The 20,348-nt window shown below is 47.2% G+C and carries 14 protein-coding genes; 9 read left to right on the forward strand and 5 right to left on the reverse strand.

The window, feature by feature from the left end; genetic code table 11:
* Positions 1–52: 52 nt before the first annotated feature.
* Entirely contained in the window at positions 53–313 is a 261-nt protein-coding gene (locus tag ACEW9O_RS26525; protein WP_373553250.1) for a GlsB/YeaQ/YmgE family stress response membrane protein, read from the reverse strand.
* 178 nt (positions 314–491) lie between these two features.
* Between ACEW9O_RS26525 and ACEW9O_RS26530 the strand changes: the two genes are divergently transcribed.
* On the forward strand, positions 492–4,109 hold the full coding sequence (locus tag ACEW9O_RS26530) for a caspase family protein (protein WP_373553251.1): 3,618 nt from the start codon (positions 492–494) through the stop codon (positions 4,107–4,109).
* 29 nt (positions 4,110–4,138) lie between these two features.
* Here the strand turns inward: ACEW9O_RS26530 and ACEW9O_RS26535 are convergent, their stop codons facing one another.
* The 4 genes from ACEW9O_RS26535 to xerD all read right to left on the reverse strand — a co-directional run bounded on the left by ACEW9O_RS26535 (position 4,139) and on the right by xerD (position 10,433).
* Positions 4,139–6,712: a S8 family serine peptidase gene (locus ACEW9O_RS26535; RefSeq protein WP_373553252.1), complete on the reverse strand. Its 2,574-nt coding sequence runs from the start codon at positions 6,710–6,712 to the stop codon at positions 4,139–4,141.
* A 23-nt stretch (positions 6,713–6,735) separates the two neighbouring features.
* Positions 6,736–8,229: a membrane dipeptidase gene (locus tag ACEW9O_RS26540; RefSeq protein ID WP_373553253.1), complete on the reverse strand. Its 1,494-nt coding sequence runs from the start codon at positions 8,227–8,229 to the stop codon at positions 6,736–6,738.
* A 36-nt stretch (positions 8,230–8,265) separates the two neighbouring features.
* The gene (locus ACEW9O_RS26545) at positions 8,266–9,333 is read right to left on the reverse strand and encodes a peptidoglycan-binding protein (protein ID WP_373553254.1); all 1,068 of its coding nucleotides are present in this window, start codon (positions 9,331–9,333) and stop codon (positions 8,266–8,268) included.
* Positions 9,334–9,506: 173 nt separating this feature from the next.
* Positions 9,507–10,433, reverse strand: a complete 927-nt coding sequence (gene xerD, locus ACEW9O_RS26550) for a site-specific tyrosine recombinase XerD (protein ID WP_373553255.1) — start codon at positions 10,431–10,433, stop codon at positions 9,507–9,509.
* A 331-nt stretch (positions 10,434–10,764) separates the two neighbouring features.
* Between xerD and ACEW9O_RS26555 the strand changes: the two genes are divergently transcribed.
* From ACEW9O_RS26555 to ACEW9O_RS26590, 8 genes are all read left to right on the forward strand, one after another.
* Entirely contained in the window at positions 10,765–11,298 is a 534-nt protein-coding gene (locus tag ACEW9O_RS26555) for an RNA polymerase sigma factor (protein ID WP_373553256.1), read from the forward strand.
* Between the two features lie 164 nt (positions 11,299–11,462).
* Complete coding sequence (locus ACEW9O_RS26560; RefSeq protein ID WP_373553257.1) at positions 11,463–13,211, forward strand: peptidase domain-containing ABC transporter; 1,749 nt, start codon at positions 11,463–11,465, stop codon at positions 13,209–13,211.
* 138 nt (positions 13,212–13,349) lie between these two features.
* A complete protein-coding gene (locus ACEW9O_RS26565; RefSeq protein WP_373553258.1) occupies positions 13,350–14,729 on the forward strand; it encodes an HlyD family secretion protein in 1,380 nt (459 codons plus the stop codon).
* Positions 14,730–14,742: 13 nt separating this feature from the next.
* Positions 14,743–16,173 carry a TolC family protein gene (locus ACEW9O_RS26570; protein WP_373553259.1) on the forward strand — a complete coding sequence of 477 codons (1,431 nt, stop codon included), beginning with the start codon at positions 14,743–14,745 and terminating at the stop codon, positions 16,171–16,173.
* Between the two features lie 94 nt (positions 16,174–16,267).
* Positions 16,268–16,639, forward strand: coding sequence for a BlaI/MecI/CopY family transcriptional regulator (locus ACEW9O_RS26575; RefSeq protein ID WP_373553260.1), 372 nt, complete (start codon positions 16,268–16,270; stop codon positions 16,637–16,639).
* 42 nt (positions 16,640–16,681) lie between these two features.
* Entirely contained in the window at positions 16,682–18,904 is a 2,223-nt protein-coding gene (locus tag ACEW9O_RS26580) for a TonB family protein (protein ID WP_373553261.1), read from the forward strand.
* A 61-nt stretch (positions 18,905–18,965) separates the two neighbouring features.
* The gene (locus tag ACEW9O_RS26585; RefSeq protein WP_373553262.1) at positions 18,966–19,862 is read left to right on the forward strand and encodes an alpha/beta fold hydrolase; all 897 of its coding nucleotides are present in this window, start codon (positions 18,966–18,968) and stop codon (positions 19,860–19,862) included.
* A 40-nt stretch (positions 19,863–19,902) separates the two neighbouring features.
* Positions 19,903–20,265: a hypothetical protein gene (locus ACEW9O_RS26590; RefSeq protein ID WP_373553263.1), complete on the forward strand. Its 363-nt coding sequence runs from the start codon at positions 19,903–19,905 to the stop codon at positions 20,263–20,265.
* Positions 20,266–20,348 lie beyond the last annotated feature (83 nt).

Consider the following 20,348-nt stretch of genomic DNA (forward strand, 5'->3'; position numbering starts at 1 on the left):
CTGTGTGGCCGCCCATTTTGTTGGGGGCGACCACATAGGGTCGCCCATACCATTATCGTCCTCGTCCTCCTCTTAACAACCCTGCTACAAAAAGCAGCACAATTGCCCCGATGACCGATTGGATGATTGTATTCACGGTAGCGCTACCTACATTGAGAGAAATATTGAGCACGCCGAATAGCCAGCCGCCAACAAAAGAGCCGACGATACCCAAAATGATGTTCCACAAAAGGCCAAAGCCGCCGCCTTTCATGATTTGGCCAGCCAACCAGCCGGATACCGCGCCAATAATGAGGATATAGATGATGTCCATTAGTAATAGGAATTTTGGTGAAAGAATGATTTATACAAGGTACAAGCAAAATTATTAAAAATGCAATAACAAATTGTTTTTGATTTTTATTTTTGACACTTGCTTTTATTTCAAATATTTATTTGGTGAAAAATAAATTACTCCTTATTTTTATAACCATAAACTAAACCATAGAGTAATGGCAAAAAAATTATACGCTTCCTTTATTGGAATCAATGCCTACCAAAGCAATAAATTATATGCGTGTATCCATGATGTGCTCAATCTGGATCGATTCCTGCGCAAGTTCTGTGCACAACAACCCATAGATACCATTGAATACCACCCCGCTTATTGGCTTGCACCACATGATAAGGGCTTCGATCAAAATGATTTGAATACCCATCAGGAGCAATTTCCAGATTTCGAGCCTGATGCGTTACCGCTACCAACCTATGCCAACATCAAGGGCCAAATCAATGGCCCTTTTGCCCATCTAAAACAAGCCCAAGCTGGCGATATCTGCCTTTTGTTCTACAGCGGTCATGGCTCCTCCATCGAAGCCCCCCAGGAGTTTTGGGGCGATAAATCCAATCGACGCAATGAAACCATGGTGTGTGTCGACAGCCGCACCAATCCGGAGGCCAGGGATTTGATCGACAAAGAAATGGCCTACCTGATTTGGGACGCCTTACACGATCCCGAAGACAAAGCGAAGTTCAAAGATGTCCACTGTTTGGTCATCATGGACTGTTGTCATTCGGGAAGTAATTTCCGGGATGACGAGATTGATCCACGTAAAATTCGCTTCCGGCACGAAACTGCATCTAAAAGCCAGGTTCGTTATGATCAATACCTGGGAAAAGAAGAAGGTTTTTTTGAACTCAATCATGAAGGTAGGGCAGAATTCGCTATTGCGCCCTATGTGCATCTGGCTGCGGCTAGAGACGACGAAAAAGCCCAAGAAACCTTTGATGGAGGCTTATTTACCTCTTGTCTGATGCGGCAATTGCAGGCGGGCGGCACCTCGAGAACTTACCGAGATTTGATGTCAAACCTGGCCATTGAAGTACGCAACCGCTCAGACAAACAAAACCCAGTGGCTTTTGCCTTTGCCGAAAAAGACCTGGATCAGCAATTTTTATCTAGAGAAATCACCCCTTATCGGGCTACTTATCCGGTTAATTTTATCAATGGGGAGTGGATTTTGTCGGCGGGTAAAATTGATGGTTTGGTAGCATCGGGGGCTTCAGGTGATACCTTGGTGCAAATTCCTGGGGTTGAGGAATTGGTCAAGGTTGTTGTGGTGCGTAATGATCAATCGGTATTAGACGGCGCTCCATTGATGAGTTTGAATCAAAATGAAGGTTATGAAGCGGTTTTGAAACGATTGGCCAATTCACCATTGCGTGTGGGGCTATCCGCTGGATTGCGACAGGCAAGCAAAGAATGCGCGGAGCTGCAAGCGGCTTACGAAATAGAGCCCCCTTTGTTTTACACCATTGATTTTTTGGCTGAAGAAGAGGTTGATGATTATGTGATTCGATTGACGATTGAAGGTGAGTATGTTTTGACCAAAAACAACAGTTCTATTCCCTTATTCAAGCGCAGCAATAACCCTTTCGTTTTTTTACGTTATGTGGATTCGGTTGGAAAATGGGTGGGGGCTTCGGTGTTAAAAAATGAAAGCGCTCAATTTTCAGCAGCGGATTTTTTGTTCACCCTTGAAAAAATAGAAGGCGAAGCTTTTGGAACTAACCCTGATGCTGTGCCAGGAGAAAAAATTGGAGTGCATGGCTCGCTCCCGGAAGAGTTGGTATGTAGGTATAAAAACGGCCGGCAACCTGCTTTTAGATTAAGTATTGCAATTAACCCAACTTCCAATTTGACCGAATGTTATTTAGGGGTGTTGTATTTAAGAAGTCTTTTTGGCATTAAAATAGATTTTATTGACCTGGATCAGAATAAACTGGTCAAAGATAAGGAGTCGCTATTTTTAAAACTTAAAACTAAAGACAATCGACTCTACAAGACTATTCCCTTTGTAATAAATAAAGCATACGAAAAATTTAACATCAATGAAATTACAGCCTATCTGAAAATCTTTGTAGCTGTTGACCCCCAAAGTTTGGCATTGCAGCGCTTTCAACAAGCAGATTTGCCATTGGATGAAAACATACCAAATTATCGCGGTGATAAAAGTGGTGACGATGGAGAACTTGGGTTCGAAGGAGATAGCTTGGGCGAGCAACGCGATTGGACCGTTTTTACCATGAAAATCCGCGTAGTTGGCCCAAATAAAGAACAGCAGGTTCAGCAAGGAACAACCGATTTTACTGCTTTTACGCTTAAAGCACCCGAAGGTTTCCAAGCAATCGCTTATGCCCTTACAGGCGATGATCAACAGCACAAACTAAAAAAAATAAACCGACTCAAAGGGGTAGACCGTGCGACGGATGCCATGGTGGATTTGGTTACCCCGCCTGAACGCTTGTTTTGTGACGTGTTGACTAGCCGCAATCCTTTCCCAGCGGGCTTGAGCTCTGCTTCGGACAATGGCGTACAAATCTTGGAACTGCGCCCCACCCAGGGTAGCGATAATTTTCCCCGCCTACAGGAAGGCCAAAAATTGACCATAGTTCCTAAAGGGCAGTCTGTTCGACAACGATCAATGGATGACGCCGATGAGGCACTTCTCGAAACTACGCTGCCTTACGGTTATGACGAGAAATCAGGTTTGTTTTACCCCTTGGGCTATGGTGACGAGCAGGGTAATATTTACATCGAAAAATTACCCCCTCCCAGCGATGGCCTCATCGAAGGCGATAAACCCTTGACCAAAGGCATTGGTCAGTCCATAAAGCTCTATTTCAAAAAAGTATTCACCCGCAAGCCAGTAGAAGTACTACGGTTGCATTGGCAAGATGTGGAAGGCAATTGGCAAAGTGAAGCAAATGCCTCTGAAATACAATTTAAACTTAAAGACCAGATCAATGCAAAAATAGTATTGGCTATTCACGGCATCACTGGAGATACGAACTGGATGTTGGCGGGTTTGCAGGAGCTGCATACCCAAGGCTCAAGAATGGATTTCATCCTGACTTATGACTACGAAAGCCTGGCTACCCCCATTGAAAATACGGCAAAAAAATTATTCCAACGTTTGACTGAAGCAGGTTTTGGCGAAGCCAATAGCCCCAAATTGACCATAGTCGCGCACTCCATGGGCGGCCTGATCACCCGCCATATGTTGGAGATAGATCAAAAAGGGGAAGATTTCATCCAACACTTGATCATGATGGGTACCCCGAATGACGGATCGGAAGTGGCTGGGCTTCGCGAGCAAGTATTCGGTTTGATTACCGATGCCTTGAATGTGGGGGGCGTGATGAAACTGGCGATTTCAGGCTTGTCTTACGTATTGAGCCAATTTGGGGCAAATGCGACCGAAACCTTAGCGCAACTCACGCCCGGTTCCCCAGTGCTCAAAGCCCTGAAGCGGACCGAAAAAATGCCGACCCAAGTTCGATATTCCCTCATTGCGGGCAACATCAGCAAAATTACCGAGGCGGAAGCTGCGGGCAATCCTTTTTTGGAACGTTTGGTGGATCAAATCAAAGGGAAAGCGGTTTATCCAGTTTTGTCCAAATTTGTGTTCAATGACAATCAGCACGATATGGCTGTGACGATTGATAGCATGGTAGCAGTTCCAGGCTTTGAACGGGGAAAACGGATCGAGGTGTGCTGTGATCATGTGGGGTATTTTGACGCAGAGGAGTGTTTGAAGCAATTGAAGGACTTGTTGAGTGAATTTTAATCAGGAAGAGGTTGGGGGAAAAAGCTCCCTCACCCCAACCTCCCCCTCAAAAAATTACTCGTCAATTTCGACCGTCCCACCCGCTTCCAATCCTCCGCACCCAGCACCTCCAGGTACTCACTTTCATCAATCCGTTCCAGCAAATCAAACAACTCAGGGTCACTTTCCAATACCTGGATCAATTCCAGCGCCAGTTGCTCATCATCTGGTTGGGCTTCAATGGCGCGGGAAGCAGGCCGATTTTTGAAAAAAGATGCAATCAACTCAACTGCTCCAAGTGGACTCACTTTGGATGCTGGGGCTGCTTGCAGATGCTGCTCATCCGGCACCCCGATGCGCAGCGCATCCAAGGCGCGCAGAATGCCGTTGCCGTAATATTTTTTCCATTCTGGGAAGACTGTTTCTTTAGCTGCTGACTGAAACAAAGCCTGACGCACCGCCTCCACTTTTTTCCAGCGCTGGCCTTCCTCGTAGTAACCCTTGGCTTCCAGTTCTTTGCGGTAATACGCAATCCAGAGTGCCGCCGCTGCCGCCACTTGTGGCGTGGCTGACGAAGTCCCTCCCCCACCCCGGGTAAAAGCCTTGTCTTTGCCCACCCAGGGCACATTGGGCGTATAAGCGGCCAGGGCGTACTTCATCCGGGAGGCCGGGCCCCAGCAGCCCTGCATGTATGCGGTATCGATTTTGGATCGACTGGCCAATAAAAACTTCTGGTCGTAGGGGCGCTGATCCTGCATGGCCCCTACCGCGGCAATAACCCGGGGAAAAGCGGCTGGATACAGCACACATTTGGGCAAAATGGCACCAGGCCCTTTGTACCAGCAGTTGCTGGCAGCGGATACCACCACGATGCCCGCTTCGTAAGCTTTGTTGATGACCTTGCTCATACCAGGACTGGGTTTGCCCGCCATCGACATGGTGATGACCTCACAGCCCAGCTCAATGGCAGCTTCCACTGCTGCTTCAAAACGTTTGGAGTTAAAAATCACCACCGTTTCGGAGATGCGGAGCGGAATCACTTCGGCGAAGGGAATTCCACCTACTTCACCCTCGTATTCGCCGAACAAATCCTGTGGGTCCACCTGGTCTCCCGCCAAGAGGATCATGGTGCCAGTGCCATGCCGATCCTGACCAGAATCAGGCGGGTCGATGGCCGAGTTTTCTCCAGGAATAAAACTGCGCCCTTCATCGTGTTTAAGGTACTTGGGCAAACCAGGCCGATTGGGAACATAACCCGTGTCGATATGGGCAATCCGAATCCGGGGCGGATTATCCTGCCATTTTTGACGAACCTCCTGCACCGCTCCGGCCAATTGGGAATACTCTGCACCGAGGTGCCAGCCCACTTTTACGCCAGGCTCAAGCTGGGCAGGGGGCCATTCTGGGAGGTAGTCATCGGAGTCAGAGCGGCCCTCTCGACTGAGCGTTTTTTGGTGCTCGAAATAAAGGGGCTCTACTTGTACTTGAATCTTTTCTGCTTTTAAGGCCGCCTGCAGGGCATGCGCAGCGTTCCAGGCATCTTTTACTGGAATATCGATTACTTCTATTTCCAGAATTTTATGCCCATCGACAATCTGCTCAGACAGAATGTGGAGCTGATCATCCTGCATGGGCTCGAAATCCACCGCTGCTGTCAATTTTAACCGGGCAAACAAAGGCGTCACTTTGTGCATGGTGCGCGAAATGGACTTTTTTACCCGTGCTGGCTCAAATCCTTCAACCAGCGTTGGCTCAGGAATATCAATGGCAAAGGGGGAGTGCGTTTTGTAGGAAGCAATTTGAGCCCCGTAGGTGAACAAGTTAGGTTTGGGAAAAGCATACTGCTCTTTTGTTTTGGCAATCAGCTCCTCCGCACTGGCCTCGGGGGCATTGGTCAGGAGTTCTTTGAGGGCTCCAGTGAACAGGCCAAATTCTTCGCCGTCAAAGGTCGTTTCCTCGTCCTGGCAAGCCGCCAATAAAGTAACTGCCGCTTTTACTTTTTGCCCCTTGCGGGCCTGCAAGTACTTTTTTTGGATCGGCTCCATGATGCTTTTCCCGCCGGATCTACTGATTTCATACCGAATGTCAGGTCCCACGCCCCGGGCGATACAGCCCCGGGTTTCCAGGCCCATGCTCAAACCTTTTTCGAGTTTGGCGATCAGATCGATCTGACCTATCGGAGCCTCGTCTCTGATCACTGTGCCGGAATGACAACTATCCGAAACCACCGTGATGCGCACCCCTTCGGCAAACTGCTGGAAACAGGCGTATAATTCATCGTCAAGCAATTCCCGGTCGTACAGGCACCAGGTTTGGTCATTGCGTTCATCATCAGCTACACCCTTTTTCTCGTTGGGAATTTGTCCGCCATGCCCTGAATAAGTGACCAACAAGATATCTCCGGCCTTCAGTTGAGCAGATTTTTCCTGAAGATAAGCTATGATGGTAGCGGCTACCGCCTCCTCATCTTTCAACAAGTGAGAAGAGTGGTAGCCTTGATCACGGGCAAACTGATTCCAAAAAATCGCATCGTTGACTGCCGCATTTAAAAAACTCAGGCTTCCGCGATAATACTGGCGATCAAACTGGTTTACCCCGATGTGCAATGAATATCCCTGTGGCATGTTGGAGTTAGTTTGGGAATGAATCAAGCTTGTGGATGTTCGGTAAAATGTTTTTTGATGAATCGTCGACCATTGTTGTACATGATGTTTTTCACTTGGGTTGCAACATCATTAAGTCCAAAATCAACCCCCGGATGGGCTTTTTGGGCTTGCTTCAATACTTCAGGTAGCATTTCGATCAGGTTCTTTTCCAGGTAAGGGTATTCCGCCACGGAAATACAGGCTTTGATTGCCGCAATCAAGCCATCAAAGTCGGAGCCCAGGGTAAGGTGATCCCAAGCTTTGGGTCCGGCACATTTGACCGCATGCAAGATCTGATTGCACAAGTGCCACAAATGTTTGGGTGCATCGAGGCGCTTCATGGGGTCTTTTTGCCCCTCGTCGTATTTTGTTTCCTGGTCTTCATGTTCCTGGTCTTCCACCCATTCTTCCCGAGATCGTTTGAGTTTTAGCCCCAGTGCCAGGTAGTTTTGATGGTCAAAAAATTCACTGGAAACTTTTTGAGCACCCAGCACCCGCCGATCGAGGATCAGACCAATCAAACCTCCTGAGTCAACAATGATTTTGATCTCCTCGTCGTAAAGGTTAAGCGACCAGGGATTGAATTCACAATCCCAAAACAAGGTGAAGGGTTTTTGGATGCCTTTGGGCTTTTTCCATTGTACCCGCACGTGTTGATCACTGTTCACCAACTCGGCTTTATCAATGTATTCCATCAATTTTTCCGACTTCCAGCTGATGCCTGTAAACCCTACATGGCTGGCAATGATAGGGATGTTTTGATATTCGTGATCGATCCGGTATTGGTAAAATTCCTTGCGGGATGCGATGCTCATGTGTTTGATGTCGATCAACAATTGATAGCCACCAATGCTTTTATCGTAGGCGGTATTGATCAAGGCTTTGCCAAAAGGGGTCAAACCTTGTCCCTTAGGCCAAAACTGCTCATTCCCCGCGATCAATTTTACACTAAAGGCGTGATTGCAGGTAGCGTACCGGGTTTGATGCACCATCGTGAGGTACAAAAAACGGTATTTGTTGTCCTGTTTCAACGTCCTTAGGTTCTCTTCAGCATTGTGTTCGTTGCTCGCGATGGAATGTGCACCCTCGATGGCCAGGATCAAATTTATTTTGTTCTCATCCAATTCGCTGAAGTCCTTGATGATTTTGATCTTGTCGGGTTTAGCGGCAACAGATGCTTCCAAATGGGCCAACTCTTCTTTGAAGTATTGCAAGTCGCCAGAGCCCGTTGGGCGGTTCATCATGTCTTTGTCGAAAAAAGACAAACCTGCGGCCAACTGCACCAAAAAACTGGTAGCATAGGGTGGCTCCAAGGTGATAAAAGTCGCTACGCCAATGTTTACATCACCTTTTTCACATTGAGTCAAACTGCTTTGTGAATCCACCACACTGACGAAATCATTATAAACTTTCCAACAATCTCCTCGGTCGGATTCAACATCATTGGACATAAAACTTTTAAAAGAGGGATGAAAATGCAGGTCAAAGCTTGCCATTTGTACTTGGGTTTATCAAGATGAATAAGAGGGTTTCTATTTGATCATGTCATCAAAATCATTCATGTCAGTGGCGTAATTTTTGATAGTGGCACCATCGAACTCAATAGCTTCTCCCCCCCGTTCTATACGGAGTTTGTGTGGGTCAAAGGTTTTAAAATCTTCATGCAAGCGGTTGAGCATCGCGATGAACTCAGGTTGGGGGAAACAATCACTTTTGTCGGTTCGGACATTGGTATGCGTCCAAAGCCCGGGATCGTAGGCTGCTCTGGAATTGAATTCAAACCATTGCTCATCGTAGGTCTGCTGCGGAATAGGGATATTGAAAAACCAGGCCATACTCAGGATCAATTTCCGACAGGCTTCAATTTGAGCAGCGGAGTAGCGGTGGTAATGGAGTGCTTTGCGAAAAGGCTTTTCCAAGGTACAAACCTGGTCGGCAGGAACCAGATGCTTTTTAGGATTGGGGGGGAACTGTACAAAAAAACTGCCGTCTGCTGCCTTTTGGACTGGGCCAATCGCACATATCTCTATACCAATAGAACTACTACTGACCTTCGCATTCAGTTTAGCCAAAGCCTTTCCTGAAGTTTTGACACCCATTCCCAGGTGATGGGCCCAATGGTATTCCATAAACGCGCGGTAGATTTTACCATCCAGCGCTGCATCCCCATTGAGTGCAGGCCCGCCGATGACGAAGGCCGTCCCAACCCGTCTTGGGGTAGTTTGATTATCGTCAATCGACCACCAATTGATCACTCCCCTCGGATCGTGAAATCCTGCGGTATGGTGCAGAAAAATGGATTGTTTGGGTTGAATTTCCTGAAAATACTCTTCCTTAGGCAAAAAAGTTTGCCGAGCGGGCGATAGCCAATCGATGATATTGGTGCTGAAGGTATAACCGTGCTGAAAGAGTATGGCCCAGGTTTTGGGGCCAACGATGCCATCCGCTCTGAGTTGATGTTCGCGTTGAAAAAGTTTGACTTGCTCGAAGGTTTTGGGGCCAAAATCCCCATCAATGGCAATTGTTTTACCGGTGTTTTTGAGCAGGGTTTGGAGTACCCTTACCGAATGGTTGCTTGAATTTAACTTTAGGGTTTGCATAGGGTTTGGCGTTTGTTCTGTGCGCTTGAAGATAATGATTTTTAATGTATTACAATGTTTATTTTGAAAAAAATGATATTTGATAATAAAAAAATGAGTTTGATACTTATTTTCGTTTTTAAATAATAAAAATGAGTCATGCTGTGTTTGAAATCACCAAAGAAATCAAACAATTACTCTAACCCCCTCCGATTCCGCGGATGAAACCTCAATATCGTCTCCCGTAAATAATCCGTATCCAAATGTGTGTAAATCTCTGTCGTCAAAATCGACTCATGCCCCAGCATGTCCTGGATCGCCTTTAAATCGGCCCCACCTTCCAATAAATGGGTAGCGAAAGAATGCCGAAAAGTATGTGGACTTACTTCCTGGGTAATTTCCGCAGTGACCGCCGCTTCTTTGACGATCAAAAAAACCATCACCCGGCTCAGCCTTGCTCCACGCCGGTTGAGGAAAACGTAATTTTCGTGCCCTTTTTGGATGTTGGGCATTTGATGGCGTACACTATTCAAATAAAAGCCCAGGTGCTTGATCGCATCCGCACCGATGGGAATGATCCGTTCCTTATTGCCCTTGCCAATGATGCGAATGAACTCAATGTCCAAAAACAGGTTGGACAAGCGTAAATCACACAACTCACTTACCCGCAACCCACAGGCGTACAATACCTCCATGATGGCGCGATTGCGCAAGCCCAAGGGAGTACTCAAATCAATGGTGGCCAGCATAGCCTGGATTTCTTCGTAACTCAATACGGATGGAATCGCGCGTTGCAGCCTTGGCCCTTCCAATAAGGCGGTTGGATCGTTTTGGACACCCCCTTCCAGCAGGAGGTATTTGTAAAAAGTTTTAAGCGCCGAAATCAACCGCGCTTGCGAAGGGGCACTGAGTCCCAGTTCATTCAGCGACATCAAAAACTGGAACAAATCCTCCGTTTGTATTGCACTGGGGGGCACCTTCCGCTCCTGCAAATGCAAGTATTCCGCCAGTTTCCCCAAATCGCGTTTATAGGCTTCAATGGTATTGGCCGACAAACTTCGCTCCAACAACAGGAAAGCTTCAAAACCACGAATCCAGGGTGACCATAATTTATTTTCCATTGGGATAAAGGGGCGATAAAAAAATAAGTGCTCATTTTGCCAAAGGATTAGATGAGTAAGCGCTTAATTTTAAGTGTCTTATCTAATCCTTTGGCTCAAAAAAAAATGAGCACTTATTTTTGCCCCACTGCAAAGGTAAAGCGACCGATTTAAAAACAGGAGCTACAACGATTCTTTTTTATTTGGCTTAAAATCAGTATATTATATTTATAGTAGTATTTTTGTTAAATCTTTTTCAGAAAAAATTTGCACAAAGACTTGCATGCAGCACAAGCACACACTATCTTTGTTGATGGTAATACTATTTTTTTAGGTAGTAAAAACTTTAACCATGTCCACGATCGAATTTTCAACTCAGTTTGACCGTCTGCGCAGAACGCTGTTCTCTTTCGCCCTTAATCTGACCAAGGACGAAGAATCCGCCCGTGATTTGGTACAAGAAACTGCATTCAAAGCGTTTAAATACTGGGATCGCTACGAGCCCCAAACTAATTTGCGTGCCTGGCTAATGACCATCATGCGCAACTCTTTCATCAATGAATACCGCAAGCGCAAGCGCCGTCAAACACTAAATGACAATACTTCCAACGATTTTCTCCTGGATTCAGGCAACCAAACGGTCACCAACCAAGGTGAATCTGCCGTAATGCAAGAGGAGATCATCCAAGTGGTAAACACTTTGGAAGACTGGGTGCGCATTCCCTTCCTGATGCATTTTCAAGGGTTTAAATACGAAGAAATTGCCGATGAATTGGAAGTGCCACTGGGTACCATCAAAAGTAGAATTTTCTTTGCCCGCCAAAAATTACAGGCACAAATGCGGAAACTGTATACCGCTAAACAAATTGAAGATATTTTGAGTTAATTTGTGCGTAGTAGTGGGGCAAAAATAAGTGTTCATTTTTCCTGAGTCAAAGGATTAGATAAGAAACTTAAAATGAACCGTTTACTGATCTAATCCTTTGGCAAAATGAAACACTTATTTTTTTATCGCCCCGTAGTGACCTTAATCTAAAAACTTAAATGTGAATGGCTGGTAGTACCAATATTCATCCGCTAAAGCGTTTTTTCAAATTGTTAAAGTTAGACCGCAAAGACATCTCCTACATCTACATCAATTCCATCTTTGCGGGGCTAATCGGGTTGATTCTACCCCTCGGCGTACAAGCCATCATTGGACTGATCAGCGGGGGCGATTTTTCTGCTTCCCTCTGGATGTTAATTGGTGTAGTGACCATCGGTACTGCCTTGACGGGTATCATCAAAATCATGCAAATCACCATTATGGAGACCATTCAGCGACGGGTCTTTGTGCGCAGTTCTTTTGATTTTTCGTACCGTTTACCCCGTTTAAAACTGGATTCCCTGGCGCGGTTTTATCCCCCAGAATTGGTCAATCGTTTTTTTGATACCCTCAATTTGCAAAAAGGCTTGCCCAAAATCCTGATCGATTTTTCTGAGGCCATTCTCAACATTACTTTTGGTGTGATTCTTATGGCCTTTTACCATTCCTTTTTCGCTTTTTTTGGCGTGTTTTTGGGATTTTTACTTTTTTTGGTGTATCGATTTACGGGGCCACGGGGTTTATCGTCCAGTTTGAGTGAATCCAAATACAAATACGAAGTAGTGTATTGGCTGGAAGAAATGGCCCGCTCGCTGAGTACCTTCAAAATGGCGGGTTATACCCCCTATCCTTTGCGGCGTACCGATGGTTTGGTATCCAAATACCTCGACAACCGGGCCGAACACTTCAAAGTACTCAAGTTCCAGTACGCGGTCATCGTTGCTTTCAAAGTGCTGATCACTTTTGCCTTGTTGGCTTTGGGCAGTTATTTGGTCATCAACAACGAGATGACCATCGGTCAGTTTGTAGCAGCAGAAATTGTGGTGATCCTGGTGATTGGCAACGTGGAAAAGGTGATCCTGACCATGGAGGCCATCTACGATGTCTTGACTGCCTTGGACAAACTCGGTTTTATGACCGACCTCCCCATCGAAAAAAGTGACGGCTTGCGCTTCGATCAAATTGACCGGGAAAAGCCGATGCATTTGCAGGTCGAAAACCTGAGCTTCAAATTTGAAGATTCCGATCGCCCAACCTTAAATGGGGTTTCCTTGGAAATCAAACCTGGTGAACGGGTTTGTATTGCAGGCATCCAAAGTTCTGGCAAAAGTACCCTGCTACAGCTCATCGCCGGGATTTACGCCGATTTCGAGGGCAGTATAGCTTACAATGGTTTCCCTTTAAAAAGCCTGGATTTGTGCAGTTTGCGCGGCAACATCGGCGACTACATCCACGAATCCAATATTTTTACTGGAACCATCCTCGAAAACATCACCTTGGGCAACCCCGATACGCCCCTGGAGGCCATTGTAGACTTAGCTGAACAATTGGGTATTGCCACTTACATCCGCAATCTGCCGAATGGTTACAATACCATTTTGCTGCCGGAAGGCCGCAATATCCCCCACACCATCCGCACGAAACTGATCTTATTGCGTGCTGTAGTTACGCAGCCCAAGTTGCTTTTGGCCGAAGACTTTTTTAAAAGCCTGGAGTCCAAAGACCGTGATTTTATTGCCAGTTTCATCGCCCGGCGCGATGCCCCCTGGACCCTGGTCGCTGTTTCCAGCGATCCGGTATTGGCGGCGCAATGCGACCGCTTGTTGCTCATGGAGAATGGGCAAATCATTGCCGAAGGCACCTGGCAATCCTTACAAGATCACCCGGTTTTTGACACGGTGTTTCGCAGTAAAGAAATTGAATTATTGGGTTGAGAAGGTTGAGTGAGGTTGAGGAGGTTGAGGCTGCCGCAGGGATCCTTGCACTTCGGCTACGCTCTGTGACCGGATCGCTGCGGCAGCCACGACCTCCCTCAACCTTCTCAACCTTCTCAACCTTCTCAACTAAAAAACATGCTCAACATATCACCAGACTCGATCACTGCACAAATTCAGCAGGAGAAATACAAGTCATTTGAGAAGACTTCCCTCTCCAGTGCCAACGTCATGTTTGCGCGCTGGATGGGTGGATTGTTTTTGCTGGCCCTCATTTTTATGTTTTTGCCCTGGACCCAAAACATCCAATCCAAAGGTAAAGTCACTACCCTACGGCCAGAACATCGCCCCCAAACCGTACAATCTACCATTGCCGGACAAATCGAACGATGGTACGTGCGGGAAGGGGACACTGTCCGCAGAGGGGACACCATTTTGCATTTAACCGAGATCAAATCCGACTATTTTGACCCCCAAATAGTCGAGCGCACCCAAAAGCAGGTCAATGCCAAAACGGGCTCCATCGGTGCCTATCAGCGCAAGGGCAATGCCCTGAGCGACCAAATCAGCGCTTACCAGGAAGAACTGATCCAAAAGCGCAACCAACTGCAAAATAAGGTGCAACAGTCCCGGCTCAAAATCATCACCGACAGCATCGCTTTCCGACGGGCCGTACTGGATGATTCCATCGCCCGGGTGCAACTCGCCCGTACCGATGCCTTGTACAAAGAGGGCATCAAGCCGCGCACCGACGTGGAAGACAAACGTTTCAAAGTGCAAGAAACCGAAGCCAAAGTGGTGGATGCCCGCAACAAGGTGAACATCGCCCGGCAGGAGCTACAAATCGTTCGCACCGAATTACGCCAGGTGGTAGCTGAAACTGCCCAAAAGATCGCCAAAGCTGAGTCGGACATTGCCAGCGCTTTATCCGAACAGTTCGCTACCGAAGCCGACGTCAGCAAATTGTCGATCCAGGTAGAAAACTACCGCCAACGCAATACCTTTTACTATGTGCTGGCACCTCAAGATGGTGTGGTGGCCAAAACACTACAAGCCGGGATCGGTGAAAACATCAAGGAAGGTGAAGCCATTCTCAGCATTTTGCCCAAGCAATATACGCTGGCAGTGGAAATGTACGTCAAACCCCTTGACTACCCATTGATCAATCTCGGTCAGGAAGTGCGTTTTCTTTTTGATGGCTGGCCTGCCATCGTTTTTTCGGGTTGGCCGGGTTTTTCTTTTGGGACTTTTAAAGGCGATATCGTCGCCATTGACAACATCATCAGCGACAATGGCAAGTACCGCATCTTGATTGCGCCGGAGGAAAAGGATGGAAAAAAATGGCCCACGGCCTTGCGCCCAGGTTCGGGTGCCCAGGGCATCGCCCTTTTGCAAAACGTGCCTTTGTGGTACGAATTGTGGCGCCAGCTCAATGGTTTTCCGCCCAATTATTACCAAAAGGAAGAAGGAAAATCGGAAGAACCCAAATTGAAGGCACCTGTTAAGAGCTTGAAATAAAATGAGACCTTTTTTGCTGTTATTTGTTTTGCTGGTAGCAATTGGACCACTGTACGGTACCCAAACCATCGATTCTTTTCCGGTGTTGCCCCTTACTCAGTTTTTGGGCAACATCAAACAAGAGCATCCCATTGCCCGGAATGCGGACTTATTAATTCGCCAGGCCGAGGCCCAGGTTCGCCAGGCGCGTGGAGCTTTTGACCCCAAACTCTATTCCGATTGGCAACAAAAATCTTTTGATGGAACCCGCTATTACCGCGTAGGAGAAGTGGGAGCCAAAGTCACAAGCCAATGGGGCATGGAGTTCAAAGGCGCTTTTAATAGTGCCAGTGGTACTTACCTGAATCCTGAAAGCAGGCTACCCGACCCTGGCCAGGCGGTGTTGGGGCTCACGGTGCCCTTGCTCAATGGCCTGTTGTTTGATGGCAATCGAGCTGGACTACAAAATGCCCAACTGGATCGGGACGGACTGGCTGCCGAGCGCCAGGGTTTGCTCAACGACTTGCTCCTGCAAGCCGGCATCACTTACCTCAATTGGGCCATTGCCTACAACCAGTGGCGCGTCACCGAGCAGGCTTACCAGCTGTCCTTAACCCGTTTTCGGGGGATTCGGGCGAGTTATTTTTTAGGGGACAAACCAGCGGTGGATACCATCGAAACCTTCACCCAAGTGCAAAACTGGCAACTGGAGCTCAACGACGCCCTGGTAACGTACCGCAATGCCACCCTGAGCATGCAAGCGCTCCAGTGGGATCAGGGACGGGCACCTGCGATCGGTGACAACTGGAATTGGCAACCCCTCCCCTTACAAAATGTGGTGCAATTGCCCAGTCTACCCATCGATTCTTTTACTCAACAACTAGCCCTGCGACACCCTGATTTGCGGACCATCCAGGTTGATCTGCGCCAACTAGAGGTCGATCGCCGTTTGGCAGCCGAGCAATTCAAGCCACGTTTGGATTTGAGTTACAACTTCCTGGGCCGGGGTTTTGACTTTACCGCTCCGACCAAAGAGGATCCAACCCTGACCTTAACCGAAGCACTGGGAACCAACTTCAAATGGGGACTCAATTTTTCATTCCCCCTGTTCCTGCGCAAAGAGCGCGGTAAAATGGAGTTGGTACAAATCAAACAGCAACAAACCGGCAATAAATTTGAGCAAAAACAGATCGAAATCGAGAACAAGCTCCGGGGCTATTACAATGATTTCGAGAACAGCCGCAATCAAATCCAACGTTACGAAGTGCTGTTGCGCAACCTGCAAGCGTTGCTCCAGGCCGAACAACGCAAGTTTGAAGTAGGCGAAAGCTCGATTTTTTTGATCAACAGTCGGGAGCAAAAACTGATCGAAACCCAATTGAAATTCAATAAGTTACAAGGGCAGTTTGCGAAAGATCTGTTGTCGGTATACTGGTCGGCAGGGCGCTTGTTCAGCGCGTTTTAAGCTATAACTAAAAAATACGTCAAAAAAATAGCTCCAATAGTTGTTTAACTAAAAAATACGTTATACATTTGGTTCAACAAGTTTATCGATCGATATGAAACAGTTGACCAAAGCCGAAGAAGAATTGATGCAGATCATGTGGGACCTAGGCCCCTGTACCGTTGCTGCCATGCGCGACTACATCGCCGAGCAGCAAGGACAAGCCAAACCTCCCCATAGTACTGTATCCACAATTGTGCGCATTTTGGAAGAAAAAAAATTTGTGGGCCACAAAGCCTACGGCCGCACCTATGAGTATTTCCCCCTGGTGTCCAAAGATCAATACGGCAAACAAAGCCTCCGCAAGTTGGTCAACGACTACTTTGCGGGCTCAGCCGCTGGTCTGGTTTCTACATTGGTACAAGGAAATGACCTCAACCTACAAGACCTATCGAAGCTAATGACCGAACTAGACGAAGACAACTGACGGTATTCATCATTTATAATTCATCATTCATCATTAGAGAAGATGAACTACCTACTCAAAGTCGCCATTTGCTGGCTGGTATTTTATGTATTGTACCGTTTGATTTTGGAAAAAACGACCTTTTTCCGACTCAACCGTGCCTACTTATTGATCACCCTACTGTTGGGGCTGGTGGTGCCGATGGTGCGTATCTCCCTGGGTGCCCCAGTCGACCCAACCGAGCATACCAATTGGTTACCCGAAGTGGTGGTGCGGGCCAACAACCTGGTCAACCAACCCTATACCTTACCTGAGATCACCATCCAGGTGCCGGCAAGCGCAGCATGGGACGTATGGCCCTGGTTGTATTGGGGCGGTGTGGCCTACTGTTTGTTGCGCTTTTTGGTAGGTCTTTTTCAGTTGTACCGCATTTACCGCCGGGGCCACAAACAAGCGATGGGCAAGTATACCCTGGTGTACAGTGCCGAGGTAAAAGCGCCCTTTTCCTTCATGCGTTGCCTGTTTTGGCCCGCTGAACTCGAAGATGAAAACCTCGAACGCGAATACATGTTGCGCCACGAGGAAACCCATATCCTGCAATACCATACGCTGGACGTATTGTTCAGCGAAATCATCAAAGCCATTTGTTGGTTCAACCCACTGGCTTACCACTATTCCCAGGCATTAAGAGACGTGCACGAATATTTGGCCGACGCGGCGGTGCTTCAAAACGCCAACCGCAAACAATACGGCCACCTTTTGATTAGGCAATCTTTGTCCGGACCTTCGATTGCCCTCGTAAACCATTTTTCTACATCTCAACTCAAAAAACGTATTCACATGATGATGCGCAAAAAAACACAGGGCCGGGCACAATTGCGCTATGCGCTAAGCTTGCCACTGCTGGTTGGACTGGGCTTTTTGTTTGCCCAAATCAACATTGAGGCCCAAGTGCCTACTACCTCGCAAAATTCAACCCTGCCACCGCCGCCACCCATGATGGTGCCAACTGTAGTCGAAAAAGGTCAGGCCCAACAACCCATTCACAGCAACCTGTCCAAGGAAGTGGTAATTCGTAGAGACACCGTACCCAGCTCGGTCAAAGAAGTGGTAGTAACTGGTTATCAATTCAAAGCCATTCCTGATAAATCAATTGTAGTGGAAGGTTTTCCCTTGCAACCCAATCAGGTAAAAGAAGTAGTGGTTCAGGGATATGCTTTACGCCCCCAAGCTCCTCAAGAAGTGGTCGTCACAGGCTACCCCTCCCGGGCCAATACTGCTAAAGAGCTCGTAGTCGTAGGGTACCCTTCTCGGCGAGACTCTGTTCCAGCTACCGTTTTTAAAGTCGTTGAAAAAATGCCAGAGTACCCCGGTGGAACGGATGATTTGATCAAGTTTTTATCACAAAACGTGCGTTACCCGGAAGTAGCCAAAAAAGAAAACATCCAGGGTATGGTCGTGGTGCAATTCATCATCGATAAGGATGGTACGATCAAAGATCCCCACGTGGTACAAGGCATTGGCGGTGGTGCCAATGAGGAAGCCCTGCGGGTGGTCAAAATGATGCCCAAATGGAAGCCCGGCTCGCAGAAAGGGCAGGCCGTAAATGTACAATTCAACCTGCCGATCCGCTTTATGTTGGAAGGTGGGGTGATTGAGAAAAAAGGTGATGCGTCTAAAGAAGTATTCAAAGTGGTGGAGCAAATGCCTGCCTACCCGGAAGGACAAGGAGCTTTACTCAAATTTTTAGCAACAAATATCAAATATCCCACAGTTGCCAAAGAAAATGGTGTAGAGGGGATGGTTGTGGTCCAATACGTCATTGAAAAAGACGGCAGCATCAGCACTGCCCAGGTAGTCAAAGGTATTGGGGCAGGTTGTGATGAAGAAGCTTTGCGCGTGGTCAACGCGATGCCCAATTGGGTAGCAGGCAAACAACGGGGTCAGGACGTAGCCGTCCAATTCAATCTGCCCATTCGTTTCAAATTGGAAGATAAGAAGTCCACTGCATTGCCTACCAATGCGAGTCCCCTCAAAGTACAGGACTTCAAAGCCTCACCCAACCCCAGCAAAGGGCTCTTCAACTTGAGCTTCCGCGCGGAGGGTAAGGCGACCAACATAGAAGTGTACAACATGGCCGGACAGCGGGTGTACCAGCAGTCGCTCAATAAATTTGACGGCACTTACAATGGTCAAATCGATCTAAGCAAACAACCCAAAGGTGAGTATGTAGTGCGAATTACCCAAGGTAGCGAGCAATACAGCCAAAAGGTGTTGAAGCAGTAAGAAACGGTTTCAAAAACAACACCATGAGGCAATTATTTTCACTTTAATTCCATCAAGCAGCATGAAAATAGTTGCCTCATTTTTGCTCTGCCTCTTCGCGCTGGCGACTCAGGCCCAAACAAAATTGGTCCGCATCAAGGGGCACCAATACCAGGTGTATACCAAAGGATTTGAATTAAAAAAAGCAGGTGTACCCACCATCATTTTTGAAAATGGCCTGGGAATGGCTCACGGCAACTGGGATACCGTAATCGATGAAATCGCAAAATTCGCTCCCGTTTTTGCCTATGATCGGGCGGGCATCGGCCAATCCGACAAAGTTTACCAGCTGCCTACGGTTCAAGTGGTTTCCCAAAACTTAAAAGCTATTCTGGATACCTTACACATTGCCCCGCCTTACCTGTTGGTCGGGCATTCGATGGGTGGCTTGTACAGCCGCGCATTTGCCGGGTATTACCCGCAGGACATTGCGGGATTGGTTATGTTGGACCCAGCGGATTTTACCGAAACCAAATCCGATTGGAACAACATTTTTCGAAGCATTGGGGTGCCTGAAAAGAAGCTTGATGAGATGCTGTATACCCGTTTATATCAACCTTCTACTGTCGTCGACTCCGTACATTACGGCCCCTGGAGTGAAGCGCAGGTTCTGGGTGCCTTGCGGCGTACCGATTTTGGAGAAATCAAAAACCTGCCGCTACCCAATGTCCCTATTTATTTTTTTATGGGTGGCAAATTTGAAGTCCCGGTAGATCGACGAAGTAAGGATTTTGACCAGGAAGCCTTCTTCCATGTACGGACAAATGTGAACATTGAACGCTGGCGGAAATTCATCTACCAATCCAGCAAAGGTGGCTCACTCATCTATTTATCCCAATGTGGACACTTTATCCACCGCGACGATCCCAAGGCAATAATTGCACATATTAAATTTTTATTGGACAGTTTGAATGATTGATAAAACGTTTACCTTTGGGTCAATAACAAAACTGTGCCCAATGAAAAATTCTACTAACCCACAGCACAAATCCGGTTTTTTTTTAACCCTAAGTTTTTGTATCCTCCAACTAACGCTGGCTTTGGCCCAAACCGACCCTTTGACTGTAGTGGATGAGATGCCTGGCTTCCCCGGAGGGATACCTGCCTTAAGAAAATACCTTGATACAAATCTTGATTTCCCCCTCGTTGCCGATCTTGCCGAAGAACGCCTGGTCATTGTGGAGTTTGTCATCAATGCTGAAGGGAAGCCCCTTGATCCCAAAATCATCTGGGGACAGAATGATACGGCAAACATAGCAGTGAAAAAACATACTACTGGACATTTTTACAAAAAGGCTTCCTTTGCGGTTTTAACAAGCTAAAGACATGCCTTAAAAATTCAAGGAGGGAAAAACACTTTTTGGTCAAGACGCTCAATCCTTCCCTAAAAATAGAGACCTCCAGG

The organism is Haliscomenobacter sp. (genome assembly GCF_041740695.1).
Classification (GTDB): Bacteria; Bacteroidota; Bacteroidia; order Chitinophagales; family Saprospiraceae; genus Haliscomenobacter.

Bases quoted from the DNA above. Each gene is read 5' to 3' on its own strand.
- ACEW9O_RS26525 (WP_373553250.1), bottom strand. From the start codon at position 313: ATGGACATCATCTATATCCTCATTATTGGCGCGGTATCCGGCTGGTTG.
- ACEW9O_RS26530 (WP_373553251.1), top strand. From the start codon at position 492: ATGGCAAAAAAATTATACGCTTCCTTTATTGGAATCAATGCCTACCAA.
- ACEW9O_RS26535 (WP_373553252.1), bottom strand. From the start codon at position 6,712: ATGCCACAGGGATATTCATTGCACATCGGGGTAAACCAGTTTGATCGC.
- ACEW9O_RS26540 (WP_373553253.1), bottom strand. From the start codon at position 8,229: ATGGCAAGCTTTGACCTGCATTTTCATCCCTCTTTTAAAAGTTTTATG.
- ACEW9O_RS26545 (WP_373553254.1), bottom strand. From the start codon at position 9,333: ATGCAAACCCTAAAGTTAAATTCAAGCAACCATTCGGTAAGGGTACTC.
- xerD (WP_373553255.1), bottom strand. From the start codon at position 10,433: ATGGAAAATAAATTATGGTCACCCTGGATTCGTGGTTTTGAAGCTTTC.
- ACEW9O_RS26555 (WP_373553256.1), top strand. From the start codon at position 10,765: ATGTCCACGATCGAATTTTCAACTCAGTTTGACCGTCTGCGCAGAACG.
- ACEW9O_RS26560 (WP_373553257.1), top strand. From the start codon at position 11,463: ATGGCTGGTAGTACCAATATTCATCCGCTAAAGCGTTTTTTCAAATTG.
- ACEW9O_RS26565 (WP_373553258.1), top strand. From the start codon at position 13,350: ATGCTCAACATATCACCAGACTCGATCACTGCACAAATTCAGCAGGAG.
- ACEW9O_RS26575 (WP_373553260.1), top strand. From the start codon at position 16,268: ATGAAACAGTTGACCAAAGCCGAAGAAGAATTGATGCAGATCATGTGG.
- ACEW9O_RS26580 (WP_373553261.1), top strand. From the start codon at position 16,682: ATGAACTACCTACTCAAAGTCGCCATTTGCTGGCTGGTATTTTATGTA.
- ACEW9O_RS26585 (WP_373553262.1), top strand. From the start codon at position 18,966: ATGAAAATAGTTGCCTCATTTTTGCTCTGCCTCTTCGCGCTGGCGACT.
- ACEW9O_RS26590 (WP_373553263.1), top strand. From the start codon at position 19,903: ATGAAAAATTCTACTAACCCACAGCACAAATCCGGTTTTTTTTTAACC.